This is a genomic window from Chryseobacterium indologenes, from assembly GCA_016025055.1.
GTDB lineage: Bacteria > Bacteroidota > Bacteroidia > Flavobacteriales > Weeksellaceae > Chryseobacterium > Chryseobacterium indologenes.
On the sequence record CP065590.1, the window covers coordinates 1913935 to 1935539 of the forward strand.

General features: G+C 35.7%; 19 protein-coding genes and 2 pseudogenes. 7 read left to right on the top strand and 14 right to left on the bottom strand.

Annotated elements, in window-relative coordinates; translation table 11 throughout:
• Positions 1-96 precede the first annotated feature (96 nt).
• Both H3Z85_08640 and H3Z85_08645 read right to left on the bottom strand, forming a co-directional pair.
• The gene (locus H3Z85_08640; protein ID QPQ53381.1) at positions 97-3426 is read right to left on the bottom strand and encodes a glycoside hydrolase; all 3330 of its coding nucleotides are present in this window, start codon (positions 3424-3426) and stop codon (positions 97-99) included.
• A gap of 63 nt (positions 3427-3489) precedes the next feature.
• Positions 3490-4251 (bottom strand): GntR family transcriptional regulator, encoded by a 762-nt coding sequence (locus H3Z85_08645; protein QPQ53382.1) that lies wholly within the window; start codon positions 4249-4251, stop codon positions 3490-3492.
• Positions 4252-4758: 507 nt separating this feature from the next.
• Between H3Z85_08645 and H3Z85_08650 the strand changes: the two genes are divergently transcribed.
• Genes H3Z85_08650 through H3Z85_08660 form a run of 3 tightly spaced genes read left to right on the top strand, consistent with a single transcriptional unit; the run spans position 4759 to position 5750 of the window.
• The gene (locus tag H3Z85_08650) at positions 4759-5028 is read left to right on the top strand and encodes a hypothetical protein (GenBank protein QPQ53383.1); all 270 of its coding nucleotides are present in this window, start codon (positions 4759-4761) and stop codon (positions 5026-5028) included.
• Positions 4940-5500 (top strand): hypothetical protein, encoded by a 561-nt coding sequence (locus H3Z85_08655; protein QPQ53384.1) that lies wholly within the window; start codon positions 4940-4942, stop codon positions 5498-5500. Before H3Z85_08650 ends, H3Z85_08655 begins: the two co-directional genes overlap by 89 nt.
• Complete coding sequence (locus tag H3Z85_08660) at positions 5493-5750, top strand: hypothetical protein (protein QPQ53385.1); 258 nt, start codon at positions 5493-5495, stop codon at positions 5748-5750. Before H3Z85_08655 ends, H3Z85_08660 begins: the two co-directional genes overlap by 8 nt.
• Before the next feature lie 2 nt (positions 5751-5752).
• Here H3Z85_08660 and H3Z85_08665 read toward each other — a convergent pair whose 3' ends face one another.
• The 11 genes and pseudogenes from H3Z85_08665 to H3Z85_08715 form a co-directional block, all read right to left on the bottom strand.
• Positions 5753-6367: a hypothetical protein gene (locus H3Z85_08665; GenBank protein ID QPQ53386.1), complete on the bottom strand. Its 615-nt coding sequence runs from the start codon at positions 6365-6367 to the stop codon at positions 5753-5755.
• Positions 6368-6878: 511 nt separating this feature from the next.
• Entirely contained in the window at positions 6879-7637 is a 759-nt protein-coding gene (locus H3Z85_08670; protein QPQ53387.1) for a glycosyltransferase family 2 protein, read from the bottom strand.
• A gap of 18 nt (positions 7638-7655) precedes the next feature.
• Complete coding sequence (locus H3Z85_08675; protein ID QPQ53388.1) at positions 7656-8480, bottom strand: hypothetical protein; 825 nt, start codon at positions 8478-8480, stop codon at positions 7656-7658.
• Entirely contained in the window at positions 8477-9409 is a 933-nt protein-coding gene (locus H3Z85_08680; GenBank protein QPQ53389.1) for a hypothetical protein, read from the bottom strand. The genes H3Z85_08675 and H3Z85_08680 overlap by 4 nt, the downstream gene beginning before the upstream one ends.
• Positions 9410-9916: 507 nt before the next feature.
• On the bottom strand, positions 9917-10120 hold the full coding sequence (locus H3Z85_08685; GenBank protein ID QPQ53390.1) for a hypothetical protein: 204 nt from the start codon (positions 10118-10120) through the stop codon (positions 9917-9919).
• Positions 10121-10238: 118 nt separating this feature from the next.
• Positions 10239-10451, bottom strand: a complete 213-nt coding sequence (locus tag H3Z85_08690; GenBank protein ID QPQ53391.1) for a hypothetical protein — start codon at positions 10449-10451, stop codon at positions 10239-10241.
• Between the two features lie 455 nt (positions 10452-10906).
• Positions 10907-13587, bottom strand: a pseudogene (locus tag H3Z85_08695) (TonB-dependent receptor).
• Between the two features lie 68 nt (positions 13588-13655).
• Positions 13656-14051 (bottom strand): hypothetical protein, encoded by a 396-nt coding sequence (locus H3Z85_08700; GenBank protein ID QPQ53392.1) that lies wholly within the window; start codon positions 14049-14051, stop codon positions 13656-13658.
• Entirely contained in the window at positions 14035-14667 is a 633-nt protein-coding gene (locus H3Z85_08705) for a hypothetical protein (GenBank protein ID QPQ53393.1), read from the bottom strand. The genes H3Z85_08700 and H3Z85_08705 overlap by 17 nt, the downstream gene beginning before the upstream one ends.
• 80 nt (positions 14668-14747) lie before the next feature.
• Positions 14748-15434 (bottom strand): response regulator transcription factor, encoded by a 687-nt coding sequence (locus H3Z85_08710; GenBank protein QPQ53394.1) that lies wholly within the window; start codon positions 15432-15434, stop codon positions 14748-14750.
• 110 nt (positions 15435-15544) lie between these two features.
• A pseudogene (locus H3Z85_08715) lies at positions 15545-17088 on the bottom strand (HAMP domain-containing histidine kinase).
• A 612-nt stretch (positions 17089-17700) separates the two neighbouring features.
• Between H3Z85_08715 and H3Z85_08720 the strand changes: the two are divergent.
• The 4 genes from H3Z85_08720 (at position 17701) to H3Z85_08735 (ending at position 21196) form a co-directional block, all read left to right on the top strand.
• Positions 17701-18819, top strand: a complete 1119-nt coding sequence (locus H3Z85_08720; protein QPQ53395.1) for a radical SAM protein — start codon at positions 17701-17703, stop codon at positions 18817-18819.
• Positions 18806-19636: a hypothetical protein gene (locus tag H3Z85_08725; protein QPQ53396.1), complete on the top strand. Its 831-nt coding sequence runs from the start codon at positions 18806-18808 to the stop codon at positions 19634-19636. Before H3Z85_08720 ends, H3Z85_08725 begins: the two co-directional genes overlap by 14 nt.
• Positions 19637-19638: 2 nt before the next feature.
• Positions 19639-20613 carry an alpha/beta hydrolase gene (locus tag H3Z85_08730; protein QPQ53397.1) on the top strand — a complete coding sequence of 325 codons (975 nt, stop codon included), beginning with the start codon at positions 19639-19641 and terminating at the stop codon, positions 20611-20613.
• Positions 20614-20710: 97 nt separating this feature from the next.
• Positions 20711-21196: an SRPBCC domain-containing protein gene (locus H3Z85_08735; GenBank protein QPQ53398.1), complete on the top strand. Its 486-nt coding sequence runs from the start codon at positions 20711-20713 to the stop codon at positions 21194-21196.
• Between the two features lie 57 nt (positions 21197-21253).
• On the opposite strand, the gene H3Z85_08740 is transcribed toward H3Z85_08735, so the two are convergent.
• The gene (locus tag H3Z85_08740) at positions 21254-21595 is read right to left on the bottom strand and encodes a hypothetical protein (GenBank protein QPQ53399.1); all 342 of its coding nucleotides are present in this window, start codon (positions 21593-21595) and stop codon (positions 21254-21256) included.
• Between the last annotated feature and the right edge of the window lie 10 nt (positions 21596-21605).

Consider the following 21605-nt stretch of genomic DNA (forward strand, 5'->3'; position numbering starts at 1 on the left):
AAATGTTGACAAATAGTAATAGTTGATAATCAAACCTTACAAGTTTCGAAAACCTGTAAGGTTCAGATAAAAAGTATTCATTTTAGAGTGTTGCCGCTAGAAAATTAATTTAATCTCAAGCACATCCATTCCTTCTAAACTAAATTTTTCGGTAATAGAAAATTCTTTTCCTGTTTTAAGGTTAATAAGCTTTACCGGCTTAAGTTTTTCCCATTGAAATGCAGTTATCTGTCCCTTTTCATGCGGGTTATATAATCTGATGATAAAGCTTTGATCTTCCTGAGGAGTAATACTTGTGACCACAATTTTATCATTGTTCATATGAAAAAGACTTCCACTACTAAAAGATTGTTCTTTGACAGGAACTGCGATAAGAGGCTGTGTAAATGCAGCAGCTGATTTTTCATTTTCAACAGAATTAAAGCCATCGTGAGGACGTAGTACATAGTGGTAATGTACAGGACCTTCCTGATCTGCTTTATAGTTGGTGTGCCAGTAGTTGTTCATGGCATAACTGAACCAATTTGTCGTTCCCGGTGTTCCGTTATCTTTCCACTTTTTGTGGCTATTGTCGATGACCATTCTTTCGTCAATCATTGTTGCAGCTTCTATCAATGGAGTTTCGAGCATCATCCACTGTATTCCTTTTTGTGCTGAAGAAGCATCTACCCAGCGACGGCTGTACCAATAATCCATATTAGAACCCGGCAGCTGATCGGTAAGGTATTTCATGTTGCCATACCCGGCATCGACAGTGATATTTTTAAAATCAGGGTTAAAAGGAAATCCAAAATGAACGGCTTCTTTGGTACGGACAGGCTTTTTATCAACAATATTTTCCAGCGCTATTTCGTCACTGCCTGCGGTGATGGTAATCATTCGTTCCAGTTTACGAGCACCCGGAGCTTCAGATACTAATGAAATCTTTGCTACTACAGGTCCGTTTTCCAGTATTTTTACCTGTACATCTGTATTTGATAAAGCTTCTTTGGGATCGGATCCCGGAACATACCAGTAAGAATTCAATCCCTGGTCATTAAAACTTCCTGCGTAATTGGTCTTTGTTGTATCGGTAAGATGAGTAATGCTTCCCGTTTTTTTATCCCAGCTCACTGTAACTTTTCCATTAGAAATACTGGAGTCAGTAATGATGAATGAAGAAGGAGAGGAGATTTTATTTTTAATCAATGTATATGTTGCTGATCCCAGCGCCGGAATGTTTTTGGCTAAAAATGTCATGGTTCCGTCCTGTAGTTTTTGCAGAGGAATCTTTTGACCTGTGGCATCCTGCACTGCGTTAGCCTGTGTATTTTCCGGGATAGTGACTATACCTTCTCTTGCCCATGATGAGGTATTGAATACTGCTATTGTTTTGGATGCCGGATCTGTTAAAGGAAGAAGAAGTTCTTTTTCCAGTTTTTCGGAAAGGAAGCTGCCATCGGCCGAGAATTGTTTTTTTACTTTCCACTGATCTGCCACAAAGGGGAGGTCCGGTGCCGTAATACTGTTGAAAGCTCCCCACGTATGCTCATGGAATAAAATCACATTTTTCCATGCTTCATAAAAATGCCGGCTGTTATATTGTCGGGGATTTAGCATAGAATAAAGTGTTGTCAGTTGTTGCAGTTTTAAGCTGCTGTTTCTGTTGATTCCTTCTTCTTTGGCAGTGGACATGGCTCCATCCTCCCAGTAAGGGCTGATGTCTCCTTTTACAACAGGGATTTTGTCGCCATATTTCTTCTCAAAGACTTCGAACATTTTTTCATTGGTGCTCAGTACAATTTTGGGTGAGGTGTATTTTTTATTCCATTCATCTACAAATTGGGAGACGGTAGGATCTATAGGGCCGTTGTCCGCAACAATATTGTAGCGCCATTGTACCATATCATAAGGATAATTGGTATGGGTAAGGTCTTCCAGATATTCTGCAATTTTTTTCTGGCCATTGTCAAATACATCACCGGGATGTACACCATGCCATGAAGAATAGCCTCTTCCCGCTGTCCAGAATAGTATTTTTTCTTTTCCTGACGGAGATTGCCACCAAACCGGTTTATCTCCCCAGTTTTTCACAAAGTTTCCGACACGGTCTCCCAGATAAGGATTTGTTTTTCCAAGATAATTGGGACCGCTTGAGAAGTATTTTACTCCTGATGAAGTAAGTGCAGGAACTAATGACCAGGCAAATCCCGGTACATCAGACATCATGGCACTTTTGATTGGTAAGCCTAATTCTTTTTCCAGTTTTTGAGCATATTCTGTATAGTGGAATAATTCTTCCGGCTGGCTAAGCCCTGTTAAAATATTGCCATACATGGCAGAAAGGCCTATTCCCCCTTCCTGTACTGCTTTTACAAAGGACTTTTTATCTTGTGCAGACGCATTTTTCATGAAGTTTTCAACATCCCAAAGGGCTTCTACATTATATTTGAAACGGGCTTCTTCAGGAAGATTTTTTGTCTTTTCAATCATCGCAAGAGCATCATAAATATTCTTTGTATGAATTTTTTCTACCTCCGACTGTAAATGGGAATATCCTACATCGGTATGAGAGTGATGGATAAAATATAATGTTCGTGGTACGATAGCCTGAGCCTGAATTGTTTTCCGAAGAAGCTCTTTCCTGCCGGAGATCACGACCAGTTCCAGTTTACCTCCCTCGGCTGAAAGAGAAACAGGGATGTCAAAAGTTTTAATACCGTCCGGCATGGTAAAAGTAAAGGTCTCTTTATTGTTTATTATAGCCTTTATTTTTTCTTCCGGACCGAAGTGAAGGGTCGTAAGACTCAGAAGGCGTTTGCCGTCTTTTAACAGAAAAGGAGTGGATTGGGCATCTATTTTTTCCTGGAAAGTAAATTTATAAGTCATCATCCAGTCTCTGCTGTTCTGGGCCTGGCCAACAATTTTTAATCGGAGAGGTTTTCCTGGGGTTACTTTATTTGCGGGAACCCGCAGGTAGGCTAATCCGTATGAGTCTTTTAATCCGTCTGTCTTGGTTTGGTGAAATACAAAGGCAGTACTGTCTGCGGCTTTGGAAATCCAGTCCGGATGTTGGTTGGCAGGGTAGGTTGTCAATGTTAATGTTTTCTGATCATTGATATACAGATCAAAGTTTCTGGCACCTCCGCTTGTTCCTGAAGAATGCGAAACCAGCCAGTTAAAATAAACGTATTGACCATTATTTTTCAAAGGCACAGAAGCGGTTTCCCACTCGATTTTTTTTTTTCCGTCTGTAGTTCTGGTAAGGAGTGCACGGTTGGCATGATCAGGAAATGCTGAGAAATAATCGATGTTTTCACCGCTTATCTCGCGTTCATACCCGTTAATTGCCTGTATATTCCCGAAGTAAGGAGCTTTTTCCTGAGCATACATACCATTGCCTGTCAGCAGAAAAGATATCAGTAAAATAAAATACCTGTTATACATGAGCTTAGTTTTTATGTTTATATGTTAGAATGTTTGAACATATTGAATGATAAAAAAAGGAAATTAAATTTCCGGAGATTTATTGATATCGATCGTATAGGTAAACTTATCCGAACGATAATATCCTACGTTATATTCCACGGGTTTTCCGTTAATATCATACACAAAACGCTCACGCTTCAATACGGGAAAGGAAGCAGAGACTTTTAGCTTCTTTCCAATGACAGTTCCTGCCTGGCAGGCACTTATATTTTCGCGGGAACGGTGTACAATAACACCATGTTTTTCCTGCAGCATGCTATACAACGGCATATTAAAGTCCTCACTTTTATCAACCCCGATTCTCGGATGGAAAAAGCTTTCAAAATATACAATAGGATCTCCTGAACTTTCTCCTTTTAATTTTGACAATTTAATTATCTTTTTATCTGCCGGACAGTGAAAGAAATTGCAGATATCTTCATTGGGCTGCTCCATACTTGTTTTCAGGAGCTGATTGACTACCTGAACTCCTTTTTCCTGCATTTCTCTGGTAAAGCTGTACCAATGATCCAGTCCGGTTACCAGGCTTTTCTTTTCTGCCACCCTTGTTCCGATCCCTTTTTTACGAATGATCAACCCTTCGTGTTCCAGTTTATTAGTGGCCTGGCGGATCGTGTTTCTGGAAACTCCCCACAAGTTGGCCAGATCCACTTCTTTGGGTAATAGAGCTCCTTTTTGGTAAGCTTCCATTTTGATAAGCTTCCGGAAAAGTTCTTCTGCCTGCACGTGTAAAGGGAGCTTGCTGTTGTGATCAATACTGAAATCCTGAAGTGGTATGTTCATACATATGTTAAAATGCGAAGATAGTAAAATTTTAAAATGAAATAACTTTTTTGTAAAATTTGTACAATCCTAACTGGTACATTATAGGTTATTTACCTCCTGGCTCTTCTAAGATATGGAGTAAACTGTTGTTTTTTTGAAGGTATTATTCAAATGATCATTCAGGTGCTCATCTTAGAACAGGTGCGTAATTTATGGAGGATAATATTCTTAATAAATAATTATTTAATGCAAAATATCAATATACATGATGTTTTATGCTGTTTTTTTATTCTGTATCAATTGTCCTGAATTCTGAGTTTAATCCGATCTTTTGACTAATTGATTCATTTTTTTGTAATAAATTGCTGATATACATAGAATATTTATTACATTTGAATTTATTTAAATACTAATATAGAATTCAGTCCATTAAAAATTATTTAATAAAAGTGAATTATTAGTGTTTTTATAAGCGAAATGTAACGGGTAAACACTTATCTTTAAGTCGTCAAAAATGTACTACCTATGAAAGCAAGATTATTATTATCAGGAATCTTACTATTATCTGTCGTGACGGCATGTTCAGATAGAAATGAAGAGATGGAAGTTGCAAGGTCAGCTGATCATAAGAAAATAGAGGTTGGAGCGGGAAGATCAGAAGCAGCCAGAGTCGTAAGTGATTCCCTGAAAAAACAGACTATTTTAAATGAAGCCACCAATAAACAAGGAGACACAGAAAGCTACTCAGAAGCCGCAGACACCATCGATCCAACAAAATCGGATCGGCCTAAATAAACGGACTATTGAAATAATTGCTTCGGCATTTGTTTTAATTTCTGCTATATTACCATTCTTAAATAATATAGTAGGATACTTTATTGATGTCAATGTGCAGCTGGCTAATACTGCCGGCGAAAGAAGACTGGATCTTGATTCAACGATTTATTTCCTGTCTATATCATCTTGCGTTATATTACTGGCATTAGGAGGTTTATTCAGAGCTCACAGATATACGTATTACGTAGCTTTAGTAGCGGGTTATTTTCATTTGGTAACCTACATCAAGTTTATCTTTTTCAACGAGAATAAAATATCAGCCATCGCTGATATTGCCATTATATTGGTTTTGATATTGATTGTTTTTCTGGTTTTTAAACTGGATAACTACTACAGAAAACTGCATCTTTTGGATCAGTTCAATAATAGTACGCTGGACAGGTTCTCTACGATTCTTTTTAAACGTAATGACATTGAAGATAATGAATAATCATAGAGAAAGATTGAAAATTCTTGTGGCCCTTTCTGATAAGTTGTGGGAGGATTATTCTGAGCACATTATTTCGGAAGAAGAATACCTGAAAAAAATATACCTGGTAAAGAAAGAGATTAATAATGGATTTATTGGTACCATGGAAGATTTGAACCTTTTCACAAAAGATCTGGGATATCTGGTGCTGATGTCTCCCACCAAGACATTTTTAGGTGGTTCAGATAAAATAATAATTAACAGGAATTAATATTATTTGACCGCTGTTTTTGTCAGAGATAAAATTTCTTCCAAATATTTATTTTGCTTTATTATAGCTTCATCATACTTTTTTTCCATCCTTGAAAGTTGACTCTGGATAAATAAGATACCTTTATCCTGAGTATTATATTGTGCAAATAAGTTAGCAAGCAGATCACCCAGCTTTTCATGCTCTTCTTCACGATAAACATCCATTCTTTGCTGTTCTTTTTGCGAATCTGAATCCAGATTCAATTTCCCGTGTCCGGTAATCAACCAATTTAAATTCTCATTATCCTTTAATTCGGGATAAACATTCACAATCTTTGCAAGTTTATCTACTCCAAGATCACTTTTCAGACCTGCTCCTTTAAAATTTGAGGATGACATGCCTGTTTCTTTGTAAAAAGTTTCCTTCTTAATGCCCCTGTTTTCAAGGAAAATGAAAATTCTTTCTTTTATGGTTTGAATTTTGTCCATATTTTTTTTAAATTGGTCTAAATTTAGACTATATTTGTCAAAGATAAAAAACATTATTAACATAACAATGTTAATAATTGAAGAATTAAAATTAATAATTAAAGCAGAAATATAAAAATCAATAACGCCATGATTAGTAACAAGCACAACAAAATCAAAAAACTCTGCAAATGATCTGTATGATATTTATACGTTTCCAGATAGTTTACATGAGTATAAAGAAGGTCATAAGATTACAGAAGGCATTAATAATGTAGCTGTTTATGAGAATTGTTTCTGGCTGCTTGACCTTATTTTAAACCAACAAGTTCACCCCGGATTGGATTGTGAGGTGCAGAACTGGGAATTACAAAGAATAGAAGATGGGCTATTCGATCTGAGTTGCTCATATGAAAACGATATAACCATACATAAAGTGAAAGGTTTAGAGGTAGGATTTTATTTTGATGACTTCAGAATCATGAAGAAAGGGAATATATTTTGTCTGCCCATAGAGAAAGAATTGTACTAAACTTTGGATGAATCCATAATTAGTAAATGTTAAATGTAAATGTGTAAATAGAAACAGCATCAAATTTTGATGCTGTTTCTGCTTTATGTACAGTGTTATTTTAATATTTCAGTGGTGGTGATTTTTGAAAACACCAAGAAATTGATTCTATCTAGACATCGAATTTCTTGATCTTATATGCAGTTCTGAATCTATCTGAAGTTTTCTTCCTTCAGGTGTAGCATGATCATTCTGAGAATGCAGGCGATAGCAATAAAGAACGTTCGGAATATATGTGCAATGCTCATATCCAGCAATTTCTATTAATGGAAACATGATGGCCATATCATAAGTTGATGGATAGAAGAGTCCATGTTCTGTTTTTAAATTTTGACAGGCTGGATCTTTTCGTAGAAAGTTTTTAAACAAATGATGCTTAAAAGTTTTAAGGTGTGTCGCCTTCCATGGTGAGGCTCTTAAATTTTTAAATTCTTCTTCAGTATAAGGAGAGATGCTGCCAAGATTTCCATAGGAATCAATAAATTGTCCATAAGTAAGTTGGGTTGATTCGTCATTATAGGTATAGTTTAGGATTTGCAGAGAATATTCACCAAACAAATAATCATCACCGTCTACAATAGCAATGATATCATCATCTTGCAATGGAATTTCAGTGAGTCCTTTGTGAAGATTTGATAATGCTCCCATTCTTTTTTCACGCTTTACATAATGAAAATGATCTGCAGCTTCCAGAAGTTCTTGTATGAGTTCAAAAGAATGATCATCGGAATTATCATCCAACAAATAAACTTCATAATGAGTATATTGTTGAGCTAAAATGGAATTGACACAATCGACAATATAATCTCCAGGATTTCTAAAAGGAACAAGAATAATAATTTTATGTTCAAATAGTTCTTTTGCCATAATATTCTATTTTAAGATTTAAACAGAGAAGGAATCGATATTGTAATTTGTTAGCAGAAATAAAAGTTCATGATCCTGTAAATCTGCATGATGCACAATAGGCTTTTTAAGAGTGTCAAGTATAAAATGATTTGAAAATGTAGTACATGATAAAATCAAATCTAAAATTTTATTTTCCGCCAGTTTGTACTTTCTTTGTTTGGCGGTTAATAAAAGAATCAGGAGATCTTCATAGGGGTAATTATTTTTATTAAAATTCAGCTCCAGATGATGGATTATCTTTACCAGCTGCTGTAAAAGTGTTTTTTTCCATTCTGTCTTTTTTATATATTCGAGGCAATAGCTAATTTTTAGGAGAATTTTACAACAGTTATGCAGCTCCGTGGGGTCTATATTTTTTTTATTCAGACTTATTTCAAGATAATGCGTAAAGATGTCAAAGATAAGATTGATACATTCATAATGAATGAATTTACGATAATGCAGCTCTTGCGGGTTTTTATTAAGATGGCGAATAAGAGAATAATTGACAATTTCTAATAGGGTATCCGTCTCATCCTTGCTATTGCTGATAATTTGTAATGTGTACTTGTAGACCTGATCATCCACATCCTCCAATATTTCATCACTATCGATATCTATATATTCCTGATAGTGCAAATAAGCTACCAGCCAGCCAAATCCTATAATTCCATTTTCAAAGCTATAGTCATCTGATTGAGAAATGCTTTCAGCAATTGTATTTAGAATGCTTTCACCTTCTCCGAATTGCGATCTTTCATTACTTAGAAATAAACGCAGAGCAATGATGGCTAGTCCATTATCTGTTAATCCTGTGTTCATAAGAGTAAAAATATAGGGTCTTCTACTTGTATAAGAGATTGAAAGTCTGTAGTTGTGGAACCTTCAGCTTTTTGGATGGTTGTTGCAGTTTCGTATCTTGAGAATTTGCCAATATTTTGTGTTAAAATATCACCATCCAAAACTTTAGAAAAAGCAGTGTCGAAAAGCTGATCAATCTTGTAATATACAGGAAACTGGTAATAAGTATAGGGAAATTCGACAATTTTCATAATACTTACAATAGGAATAAGTACAGGGCCTGGAATCCTGATTGTCGTTTTTTCCCGATTATCGCCCGAAAATTCGGCAGCATCAATTACCTCGGTGTCCAGGTGCTTTAATAGATATGCTTTGATCTTATTAAATGTACTTTCGGTTGTATTTTCTACCACAAACAAGGAATTTCTTAATTCAATCCGGTCTCGATCCAACTCCTGTTTTCTCATTTTTATATGCTTTATCAGAGGATAGCTGCAGTTGGTATCCGGAATTGCATATAGATTATTGTCATACCACGGAGCATATTGGATGTAATCTCTTTTGTAAAAGAATAATTCTCTTTCCTGATGACTTCCTGAGTAATGAAGAATAGCTTTTTCGTGATAATCATGAATCGGATCAGTTGGCCAGCAAAAATCCAACTCAGGATGTATCTGTACCTTCTTATTAAAATACCAGAGATTATACAATACAGCCCACATGTCAGCGCACCAGGCTTGTACTTTTTTAGGCATATATTCCGGATTGCCGATCAGTTTCTGTTGTTCATCATTATTAAAATCTTCAAGTAAACAGAATATTGATTCCGAATCCTCATACACTTTTTCCCAAAACTCCTTTGTAATATGTTTTAATAAATATTGTGCTCCACCAGTGTGAGAATCATTTTCTATTACAGTGTCTTCCGAAATTCCTACAATAGAACACATCTTTTTTAAAATTTTTTTGTTCGTGCTTTTTACAACGTAATTTGAATCCAAATAAGAGCGTGTGTCTGATACATAATTAATCTCATCTGTTTCTACGGATGGAATTCTGCTAAAAATAATATCAGAATCGTGATAAAAAATTATCCGATTATTCAAGGAAGGAAATTGTTCCCAGTGTTTTGTTAACAAATGAGGACGTATCGTAGAAATGTATTGGTTCCGGGAGCGGGTGTCCGGATATAAAAAGAAGCTTGCAAATGTGTGATTGTCTTGTACAAACTGATTGAACTCTTTCTTAAGACCTATAACAGGATTAAATCCAATTACAATGTGTATATCCTTTTTTGATATACCAAGTTGGCTTAGATTTCTTATCAGAACCTCTAATTGCCAGATAAAATAAATGTCATCAGGTTGAGCGGAAAGAAAAAGCATATTTAAGGTATCAGATTTTATAAATGAGAAAAAAATCTGATAGACAAAACCTGTCTATCAGAAACCAGCTTGTTAGATTTTTAAACATCTTAAACAAGAGTAAAATATGCCGCAGGCAGTTCCCTCAGGGCATTCTGAATTTGAATGGCACATATCTCCGCCACCACAGTATTGATCTGTCGGGTCGTGAAGTCCGCCAAATAAATTTTTCAGTTGTTCTCTACTAAGTTTTTCATTAACACCTGATTTAAGATGTTTTAAACTAATTTTTTTCATAGTTGCTAATAATTTGATGTTGTAGTGACTACATAAGCCCAGTCACTTTAGGCTTAGATCTGGATAGCTTTTGTGTAAGGTGCTTTATTCAATGGGTGATTGCTCAAACTGTGATTGATTATTCACATTTTGGTCCACAACATTCGTAACCACCTCTTCCATTACTTCTTGCATCTCCTGTACAATTGTAATTCCAACATAAAGGTTGGCTAAATACACATGCTCCGTTCCCTGTGGCAGCAGCAATTCCACCAAACACATTTTTCAATTGTTCCCTTGTAAGTTTTTCATTCACCTCTGCTTTAAGATGTTTTAAATTAATTTTTTTCATGAAAATTGATTTATTAGTTTTAGCAGCCACATAAACCCGGCTACTTTAGGCTACTGCATAGTACATAAATTCTCTGCAGATTTTATCAAGTATTTTATAGCTAAGGTCATTGTTGTTTTTGAAAATGGAAGTGGTACTTTCCTAACAAACATATCCAATAGTCCCCGATTTTAAAAAATATAATCCATCAGATTTATAAAATTGGATATTTGAATATCAATATTTTTTACATGTAAATTATTGATTGTCAGTTGGTAGTATTTGCTGTCTTATGTATGTCTCAATTTTTTTATTTCTCTGCATTATTAATTGACAATAGCTGTTTTTTATTAATTTAAAAGCTTTGTTGAGATAAATAAATCCCGAAATTCACTCAAAAAGAATATGCTTGCCTACTAAAACAAAAAAAACAGCATTTCTTCAATGCTGTTTTTATAATTTTCTATTAGATAAATTTAGAATGTCACGTCCAGTCCGACATAAAAATTAGCTTTCATAATCGGGGCATATACCATTCCGCCATCAAAATAATTTCCAAAAGGATTTCTAAAATCTACAATCGCATTTTTTTGATAATAGGAAGTAAGGTTTTCACCACCTACATAAGCCCTGATCTTTTTATTGAAATTTCTGGAAATCTGAGCATTCAGTACTGCGTAAGAATCAGAATAGGCAGGTAGCTGGAATTCGGCAGGATTGCTTGCGGTATCAGGTAACCTTTGTTTTCCTACCCAATTCAAAGTGGTATCAAAACTCCAGAATCCGCCTTTATCATTTTTATTGGTTGCATAGGCCAGATTTACAAAACCTCTATGTTTTGCCATGAAAGGAACCTCTCTTCTTCCTCCTAGATAATCTGCCTGTACATCATAATATTTATACGCCAATCTTACATCAAAGTTTTTAAACGGAGTAAAATCCCATTGCGTCTGGAATGAGTTGGCAAATGATTTTCCTTCAAGATTATAGAAAGTCAGCTGTTGGGGAGAACGGTCCAGATCCACCAATACCTGGTCCTGGAAGTCTGTTCTGAAGAAATCTGCAATAATTGTTGATTTTCTTCCGAAAAGCTTGAATTCCTGTTGTAAACTGGCTCCATAATTCCAAGCGATTTCTGGTTTTAAACCATAAATATTTCCTCCGTTAGGCAGAATATTAATCGTTCTGTTGGACGCAAAATACTGTTGGCTCTCGGCAAAAACATTCGCTGTTCTGAATCCTCTGCCGGCAGAAAGCCTTAAGATCGTTTGCGGCGTAAAGTCGTATTTGAAATTAAGTCTTGGGGTAAACTGGGTTCCTGCCAAATTGTGAAAATCTACCCTTGTGCCTGCCACTAAGGTATATTTTAACCCTGTAAGTGTATATTCTGCAAAAATACCGGGAACAATCTCGTTTCTTCGAAGATCATCCGTTACATAAGTCTCTTTATAGCCATCATATAAAAAGCTTGCACCGGCTTTATATTTGTGATTGGTATTTCCGATAATACTTTCAAAAATTAAATTTGAATAATAGGTATGTTGCTGTCCCGCATAATTTCGCAGTCCGAAAAAGCTGTCCTGCTGGTGGTATACGTACTGATTCATCCAGCCAATACTCTGGTAAGGTTTTCCTTTGAAAACATACCCTGTTTTATTCCAGACCTGAAATCTCGATATATCAATTCCTACCCCATATGCAGGCTGCTTATCCTGCGCCAGCTTTTTATCAAAACCAATTTGTCCTGCAGTTCTTTCGTCTCTGATGAAATTAATTCCAAAATGAGATCCGAATCCCGATTTCTCAAGATCATTGTAGTTTAAAAGGTAAGCTGCGTTAATTTGTGTTCCCTTCGGTCTGTCAAGAAAACCATCATGATTCATATCCGTATTCCCAAAGGTACCGTTTCCGTGTAGCAGAAAGGTTTGTGACCATTTGTCATTAATCGGGGATACGTGGGTAATGTTGGCTTCAGCTCTTCCGTTAAAATCAGAAAAAAGATTGAGGGAAGTTTCCGGTGATTTAGCATTTTTCAGAAGCTCAGTATTGATCTGTCCTGTAATGCTTTCGTAACCGTTGGTTACTGTACTTCCTCCTTTTGTTAATTGGATACTTTCAATCCATCTTCCAGGAATGAAATTCAATCCGTACGCAGAAGCAAGACCCCGGATTTCGGGCAGCTGTTCTTTCGTGAGACTTGTGTATTTTTGATCTAATCCCAGCATTTTCAACTGCTTTGTTCCTGTAACCGCATTACTGAAAGAAACATCCACTGTTGCATTGGTCTCAAAACTTTCAGATAAATTACAACACGCAGCTTTTAATAATTCTTTTTATCAATATTGAAAACCAGTCCTGCTTCTTTTTTACTTACGGAGGTTGCTGCTTTGGATCCTGTCACTACGACACCTTCAATTTTTTTTTCAGTTGTACTCTCTGAATCGCGATGAGAAGGCATTTCGTGATCTTCATGTTTTGTTGCTTCATCATCATGTACATTCGGGTTGGCCTCTCCGAAAGGAACGTCCCTGTCGTATAGACAACATCCCGGAAGGTTTTTATAAGTGGCATCGGTCGTTTTATACTTTTCATTGTCGTGACCGGCATCAGCGATGGATTTTAAAATTCTGTCAGGAGACGTTTTTGAAGAATCGAATTGCAGGACGACAGTCTGTTTTTCAGCACTCCATTCTGCATGGTCTGCTCCTGCTTCTTTTGCAGCCTTCTCAATTCTGGCCTTACAAGAAGCGCAGTTTCCTTTTACGAAAAACTCATTTTCATTTTTTTTATGATGTTCATGAGCTTCTGTCTGTGAAGATGCCGGCTGCAGGTTTCTTTCGTAATGACAACACCCCGGAAGCCCTTCATACGTTTCATTGGATGCTTTGAACTTCTCGTTATCGTGTCCTGCTTCGGCAACCTTTTTTAGAATGTCTTCGGCAGAAGTTTTGTCGGTTTCAAATGTTAAAGTCTGAAGATCAATAGAATAGTCCGCTTTTTTTGCTCCTGCTTTTTTTGCGGCAGTCTCAATTCTTGTCTTGCACATCTCGCAGTTCCCTTTTACTTTGAACTGGTTTTTTGTAAGATTTTGTGCAGCTATTAATTGAGTAAATAAGAATAATGTACCAAGTAGTAACTTGGAAATATATAATTTCATTTTGTTTAAAAGTTTAGATTAATTAAAAAAGGGTTCATTACGTTATATAATGAACAGGCTGTATGTAATTATCCTATCTTCGGCGGCTGCCAGATTTCTTTTAAACGATCTGATAAATAAGGATCTGAGTATTGAAACTGCGGGTTCTTATTGGCTTTGTAATAAGACAGTTCCAGACGTAAATTTTTTGAAAAAGGAGTTTCTATAAAGGTGAAACAGGCTATACAGGATGAGCAGCAGTCATCATTACAGGAAGATTCTTTTCTGTCTCCTTTATGTTCTTTTGAAGAGTGGTTTTTACAGCAATCACTCTTTTGGGTTTCTTCCTTGCAGCAGGTTTTCTGCATAGATTCTGCATAGAAGCTGTCTTTAGGAATCAAGAAAATTCCTAAGCAAAAAACTATCGTCAATAGGTGAAACAGCTTCATGTCTGCAAAATTACGAAATTTATGGTAAAGGATCACCAACTTTTATAGAGCAACTGTGCCAAGGTTCACCATGGGCCGGATTTACTTTAGGTTTTTCTCCCATGGCAAGATTCTGTTGTGCGGGAGACGGTGGAGGTGTTACCTGTGCTGTATTCTGAACGGGCTGAGAGGCGGGTGCAGGTTTGCTGTTCAATGGTTGCCCTACCGGGATATCACAACGATGGCCTGGCTGTCCGTGAGGAGGGTTCATGCCCGGGGCTGTTTTTACTTGTTTAGCGTTGTTGTCAATTGCTATTTTGCCCGGTGAAACTGCATTAGGATCAATCTGAACAGTGTTATTACTGCCAACTGTTATATTTTGTGTCGCAGAGTTTGTGGGTTGGCTATTTAAAGGCTGTCCTACAGGAATGTCACAACGGTGACCCGGCTGTCCGTGCGCAGGATTCATTCCTGCAGCTGTTGCTACGGGAGCAGGATTAGGATTTGATTGAATTCCGGCCTGATCCATCAAAGCTGTTTTTGAAGTTGTATTTGTGGTTACAACAGATTGCTGAACACTGGCTTCTTCTTTAATATAAGTAGCTCTTTCATCTTTCCTGCAAGACGTTGCGAACAAGGATAGGGCTGCCAGGTCTAAAAATGTATTCTTCATTTATTCATGGGTATAAAACAAAATTAGCAAAACATTTTCAAATGCTTTGCTAATTTTATATTTATAATCCGGTTTTGGGCTTAATTTTTTACCAAAAGTCTGAATCCTTCTCCGTGCACGTTGATGATTTCCAATCCTTCATCATCTTTCAATAGCTTACGAAGTTTAGCGATATATACGTCCATACTTCTCGCTGTAAAGTAGTTTTCTTTCTTCCAGATCTTTCTTAACGCAAGATCTCTGGGCATGAAATCGTTTCTGTGGATACATAGAAGCTTTAACAGCTCATTTTCTTTCGGAGAAAGTTTGTATTCTTTATCACCCACTTTAAGCTGTCTCAGCATAGAGTCGAAGAAAATATTGCTGATTTTGAATTGTTCCTGTTCTTCATTTTCCAGGGTAGAGCTTCTTTGTAGAATAGCTTTGATCTTATATAAAAGAAGTTCAGTATCAAAAGGCTTTGTAATGTAATCATCAGCTCCCAACTGATATCCTTTCAAGATATCTTCTCTCATATTTCTGGCAGTAAGGAATATGATAGGAGTATTTTTATCAATCTTTTTTACGTCCTCAGCTAATGAGAATCCGTCTTTTTTAGGCATCATGACGTCGAATATACAGATGTCGAATTCATTTTCCGTAAATTCTTTCAATCCTTGTTCTCCATCCGTTGCAAGGGTAACTTCAAAATTATTGATCGTTAAATAATCTTTAAGTACCGCCCCGAAACTCTGATCGTCCTCTACTAATAATATTCTGTTGCTCATAATTTTAATAATTAAATTAATAATTAAGAATGAACTTCTTCACTCTATCTTCTTATATATTGTTATTTGGTTTATTAGATGTCCAGTCTTTTTTATTTTTTATATCACGTTTAGCTCATGGGCAGTTTTATGATAAATGTACTTCCCTTACCTTTATGGGAATCTACGATAATCTGTCCTTTATGCAGCTCTACAATTTTTTTAACATAAGAAAGGCCTAAACCTTGCCCTTTTACGTTATGGATATTTCCGGTCTCTTCCCTGAAGAATTTTTCGAAAATTTTGGTTTTATTCTGGGTTTCCATTCCCATTCCTTTGTCAGAAATTTCTATCACATACCAATGGCCTTCATTTCTTGTTTCAATATGAATTTCCGGTGCTTCAGGCGAATATTTGTTCGCATTATCCAATAGGTTAACCAGCATATTGGAGATGTGGAACTCATCTATTTTAAAATTGTACTGGGTCGCATTAAATTGTTGGGTAAGTGAACCGTTTCTCTGTTGTACAATCAGATTGAAAGATTCGGTAGTCTTTTTAATGAGCTCTCTTACATTGGTTTCCTTTAAAAATAATTCAACCTCATTTCTTTCCAGTTTAGACATATTAAGGACATTTTCTACCTGTTTTTTCATCCTTAAATTTTCCTGTTTAATGAGCTCCGAGTAATATTTTACTTTATCAGGATTGGTTGCAATTTTGTCATTGGCTAAAGAATCTGTTGCCACTGAAATTGTTGCAAGCGGTGTTTTGAATTCATGAGACATATTATTGATGAAATCTGTCTTTACTTCCGCCAGTTTTTTCTGTTTCATCATATAATTGATGGAAATAATATAAATTCCAAGAATCGTAAGCAGAGAAAGAAAAGTTCCTAACAGCATCGGCCAGTTATTCATTGCGAGAGAATATTCTTTCTTAGGGAACACCAGGGCCAGACTGTATAAGGTGTTCTTTTTATCTGTAAAAAGGGGATAACTGTAGGTGCTATTATCTTTTTCTCTTTGTATGCTTTGTTCACGATGCTGGTCAGCTTGCTGTTCTTATCGAGAACTCCATATCCGAATTTTGCCGTAATTCCCCTGATCTTTAATTCCTTGGTAATCACAGAATCCAGTACGGTAGGATCCACTCTTTTGGTAATGGGAAGATTATTCCCGTATACCTTTACAAACTCTTTCATAGAGTAATCGCCCGTTTCAATATCCTGGTTGATATCTGCTGTTAAAAGCTCACGGTTGGTCGTGTCTTTTTTTATTTTATAGGCGGCTTCGTCAGTATATAAAGTGGTCAGTTTTACAGAATCTCCCTTTTGAGAAATAGGAAGCTGGGTTTTGGAAATGATATTTTTTGAATAAATAATCTGCCTTTGTGTCCCGGAATCTTCTACCTGTTGAATGGTTGTCAGAGATGGCTCTTTGCTGTTGGCAACAATATTATTCCTGAAATTTTTATAATCCTGATTCAAATATTTATCGGCTTCAATCTCCTCTATACTTTTCGAAGTACTTTCCAGTACCGAGTAGACTTTGTTTGAAAAGTCCTGTTCCAGAGCACCATAATAGCCTTTCAGCCAATAAAATTGGAGCGTAACGAAGACAATCAGCGAGATTGTCATAAACACCGAAATTATTGGGATGAATTTGTTATTCATTATGTAATTATATATGTTTTGGAAAAATGAATGTTAAAATTAATTGTTTTAAGACTACGTAAACAAAAAACGAGCCAAAAAATTGTATTTTTTTTTCTTAAAAGAGTGTTTTTTAACATTTATTTATGAATTATTACCATTGTAAGCTACAAATCCGTTTTAAATAAAGGGATTTCTTTTTTATTCCCATCGTGTAACCTGAATTTAATTTTTCCGCCAAAATAGCTTGCCTTGCTGGTTAACATAATAAAAAAAAACTTTGAAGTATGAATTATATTTATAAATTTGGCACTTATAATTAAAACTAATAACTCATCTCTGCTTTGAGATGAAAACTAAATAATTTATTAACATTTTAAATTTTTATTGTTTATGAAAACAAGAACAGAAAAAAGCAATTAAACACCGTTGAGAAAAAAGCATTAAAAAAAGACCTGTTATCTTTCGTAATGGGAGGAACTGCAGCTGGAAGATGTAGCGAGGTAGGTTCAAAGTATGCAGATTCTATTTATGTAAAACGTCCTGGTGAGGAATTAGAGGGGTAATTAATATCTTATCTGTAAATAAATTGGCTGTTCGTTAGTAGTAAGGAACAGCCAATGTTTTTAAAACATGAAAATAGAATCATTTATCTTGAAAATTGCAAGCCACTGCAATTTAAACTGTTCTTATTGCCATATGTACAATATGGGAGATCTGACCTATAAGAATCAACCTAAATTTATAAGCAAAGAAAATCTTCTCAATTTTTCTACAAAACTACGGAGTTATACAGGGAAATATTCGATTCCTCACGTTTTTATTTCTTTCCATGGCGGAGAGCCGTTGTTGACCAATAAGGAATATTTTGTGGATTGTATTGAAACCATCAAGGCAATCAATCAAGATCTTGAAATTACTTTTCTTATGCAGACCAATGGAGTGCTGCTGGATAAAAAGTGGGCGGAAATTTTGAAAAAATATTCTGTGAATGTTGGGATAAGCCTTGATGGTGAAAGAAAAATTAATGACCTGTTCAGGAAAAAGCATAATGGAAAAGGGTCGTATGACGATATTATAAGAAATCTGAAGTCAATACAGGATTTTGATGTCGTGAAAGGGATAATTTCTGTGGCCAATCCCGATGTTGATCCTTTTGATTTTTATTATCATATGAAAAAGGTGAATCATCATCAGCTTAATATTTTGCTGCCGAATATCAATTATTCGAATATTCCAGCTTTTTATCTGCCGTTGGACAAATTTATTCCTGAAACATCATCATGGCTCATCAGTCTGTATGAAACCTGGAAAGAAGATACGAACAGATTATCAATACCTTTTTTTGAACTTATCATTCAGTTGATTTCAGGATATGAAAATTTTGGGAATCATCTGATCGGAAACTGTGAAAATGGAGTTGCTGTTATTGAGACCAATGGCGATATTGAAGTTATAGATGCTTTAAGGACTTCATTCAGCGGGGCAACAAGAGGAAACATCAATGTAGCTGATCATGATATCGACGAATTGCATCATATTGGGCTTTTCAAAAAATATTACTTTGCTCACACGACCGATTTGCCCCATGATTGTCAGAAATGTGAGATAAAAGAAGTTTGTGGCGGAGGATTTTTGGTTCACCGATATAATAAAAACAGTAATGACTTCAATAATCCTTCAATATATTGTGAGGTTCTTACTGACTTAATAACATACATCAAAAAAGATTTGTTTTATGAAACTGCTTAAAGGAATTAATGTATTACCCAATATAGATATAGAAAGCATTGAAATCAACGGAGGTTCAGTACACCACTCAGCAATGGAATTTGCCGAATTGGATTTTCCTTTCAGAGATAATGCCTTTATACCCAAATCCGACTGGAGAAAACTGGATGAGCATGAAAAGGACCTTATTATTTCTGATCAGTATCAACATTCAGATTATTTATCGATTGGTAAATTGCCTGAAAATCTCATAGATCTTATTAAAAATTTTGACATCCATTCTTTACACGAAAGAGAAGTCGTTTTTGAGAGACTGAAAGAAAACTCTGAGATCCTTGAGTTGTTTAATGAGAAACTGAATTCTTTTGTAGAAGATCTTTGCCCCAATACCGATACGCTGGAATTTCACAGGCTTTCAGTGATACCCAGCGGGCGTTATGTTACCAGTATTAACCTTAATATGGATGATTTTGAGTACATAGGGCTTCACATTGATCACAGTACGGTTTTCAATATTGAATCTGCCCATGCCTCACGAAACAGAATGTGTATCAATATAGGAAACGAGGACCGGTATTTGTTTGTAATTAATCTGACATTGCTTCAGATTAAAGAGATGCTAAGTCAGGTGATGGATAGTAATACTTTAAATGTTGAAAATATTTCGGATTGTTTTTTTAAATACTTCCCGGATTATCCTGTGCTTAAAATCAGACAAAGGCCTTTTGAGTATTATATTGCACCTACGGACAATTGTATTCACGACGGCTCTACCTTTGAAAATAATTATTTAGATATAACGGCTACTTTTTTAGGTAATTTTGAAGTAAATAAGTAAGAATGAAATTTAGGTTTTCTCTATTGGCCCTTGTAATCTATACCATTGCCTGGACCCAGAATACAGAAATAAAGGAGTATAAAGACATCTATAAAAATACAATTGTCAATTATATTGTATGCTCTGTGAAAGGAGAAGAAAATGTAAAAAAACCTGTATTCTTTTTCTGTCAGGGAAGCCTTGCCAGACCTTTAGAATATGTCACAAAAAAAGGAACATTTCCTACGTTTCTTCCTTTTGACCTGGATATTATTGTCAAAAAATATCATTTGGTCGTTGTCAGCAAGCCGGGAATTCCTATTAAAGAAAATCTGAAAAACCTACAGGAAGATCTAAGCTATCCGAAAGAAGGCCTTCCTCCTGCAGAATATATTTCAAATAATAACCTGGAATACTATTACCAACGAAACAACGCCCTGTTAAAAAAATTGTTAAAACAAACCTGGGCAGATCCGAAAGAAGTAGTAGCAGCGGGACATTCTGAAGGTTCTTATGTTGCATTGGAAATGGCCTCACACAACAATAAAATTACACATCTTATTTATTCCGGGGGAAATCCTTTGGGAAGGATGATGAGTATTATTAACGAAAATCGTCAGAGTGCTGAAGAAAAAGAGAACTGGACCGGTGAAAGTCTTGATTTTTGGAAAAAAATTGTAGCAAATAAAGATAAAAAAGAGACGGATAAAGAAAATACCAGTTTTTATCATTACACGCTTTCTCAAAATTTTACCCCTACATTATTAAAAATTAAAATTCCGGTTTTGGTTACCTATGGCACAAAAGATCAAAATGGTATTTTTAACGATTATCTTCAGGTGCTGGCTATTCAGAATCATAAAGCAAACTACTCCTTTACATCTTATTTTGATTGTGATCATAATTTTTTTCCGGTGAAAAACGGCGTTGCGGATCATGAGGTGGATAACTGGACTGTGGTTGCCAATGATTGGATGAAATGGCTTGAAAAGAAGTGAATATACCGGCAAAATAAGTGATGATCATTTCGTTTACTTGTCCTATGAAAAGTGCCGTCAGTAAATAAAGCATTACCTTTATTAAAAATAATTACTTATGGAATCTAATATCACTTTCAACAAAGATTTTGAGGCAAATAGTGCTTATGTAATGAAAATTTATAACGCTGATGTTTCAAAAGTATGGAACTATTTTACCCAATCTCAATTATTGGATCAGTGGTGGGGTCCTCAACCCTGGAGATGTGAGACGATAAGGCAGAATTTTGAAAAAGATGGAATTTGGTTATATGCCATGGTAGGCCCCAATGGTGAAAAATCCTATTCACAATCAAAATATGGCGAGATTATAGAACACAGAAGCTTTGACTGGATGAGTGCATTCTGCGATGAAGACGGGAATGTCAATGAAGATTTTCCATCATCAAAGTGGCTGATAGGTTTTACTGGTGTTGAAGAAGGCACAAAGGTTACCATAAATATCCACTACCAGTCTCAGGAAGTCATGAAAAAAATGTTTGATATGGGCTTTCAGGAAGGCTTTACTATGGGACTGAACCAACTTGAGGAGATTCTGAAATAAAGAATCATAAACTCTTTACCACATAAAAAAGCTTGGAAAATATCCAAGCTTTTATTTTTATAGTAATTCTTCCTCCTGGAAATACTGAATAATAGCCTTTTTCATCAGCAAACTTTGCTCATTGGGCCTTAATTCAGGAAGGTCTTCCAGTTTGTCAAACTGTGGCCACCCATCTTCATAATGAGTGAATTTATAATATCCAAACGGCTCCAGCAATCTGCATACCGCTATATGAATCAGGTTGACTTTATCCTCTTTGGTATATTTTTGTTGTCCGCTTCCTAGTTCCTGAAGTCCTATCAGAAACAACAGCGTTTCAATAGGAGGATTCTTCTCAGTTTGAAAATTATCTTCAAAGAATTGTTCTATTTTTTTCCAGTATTCTGCTTCGTTGATCATCGCTTATCTC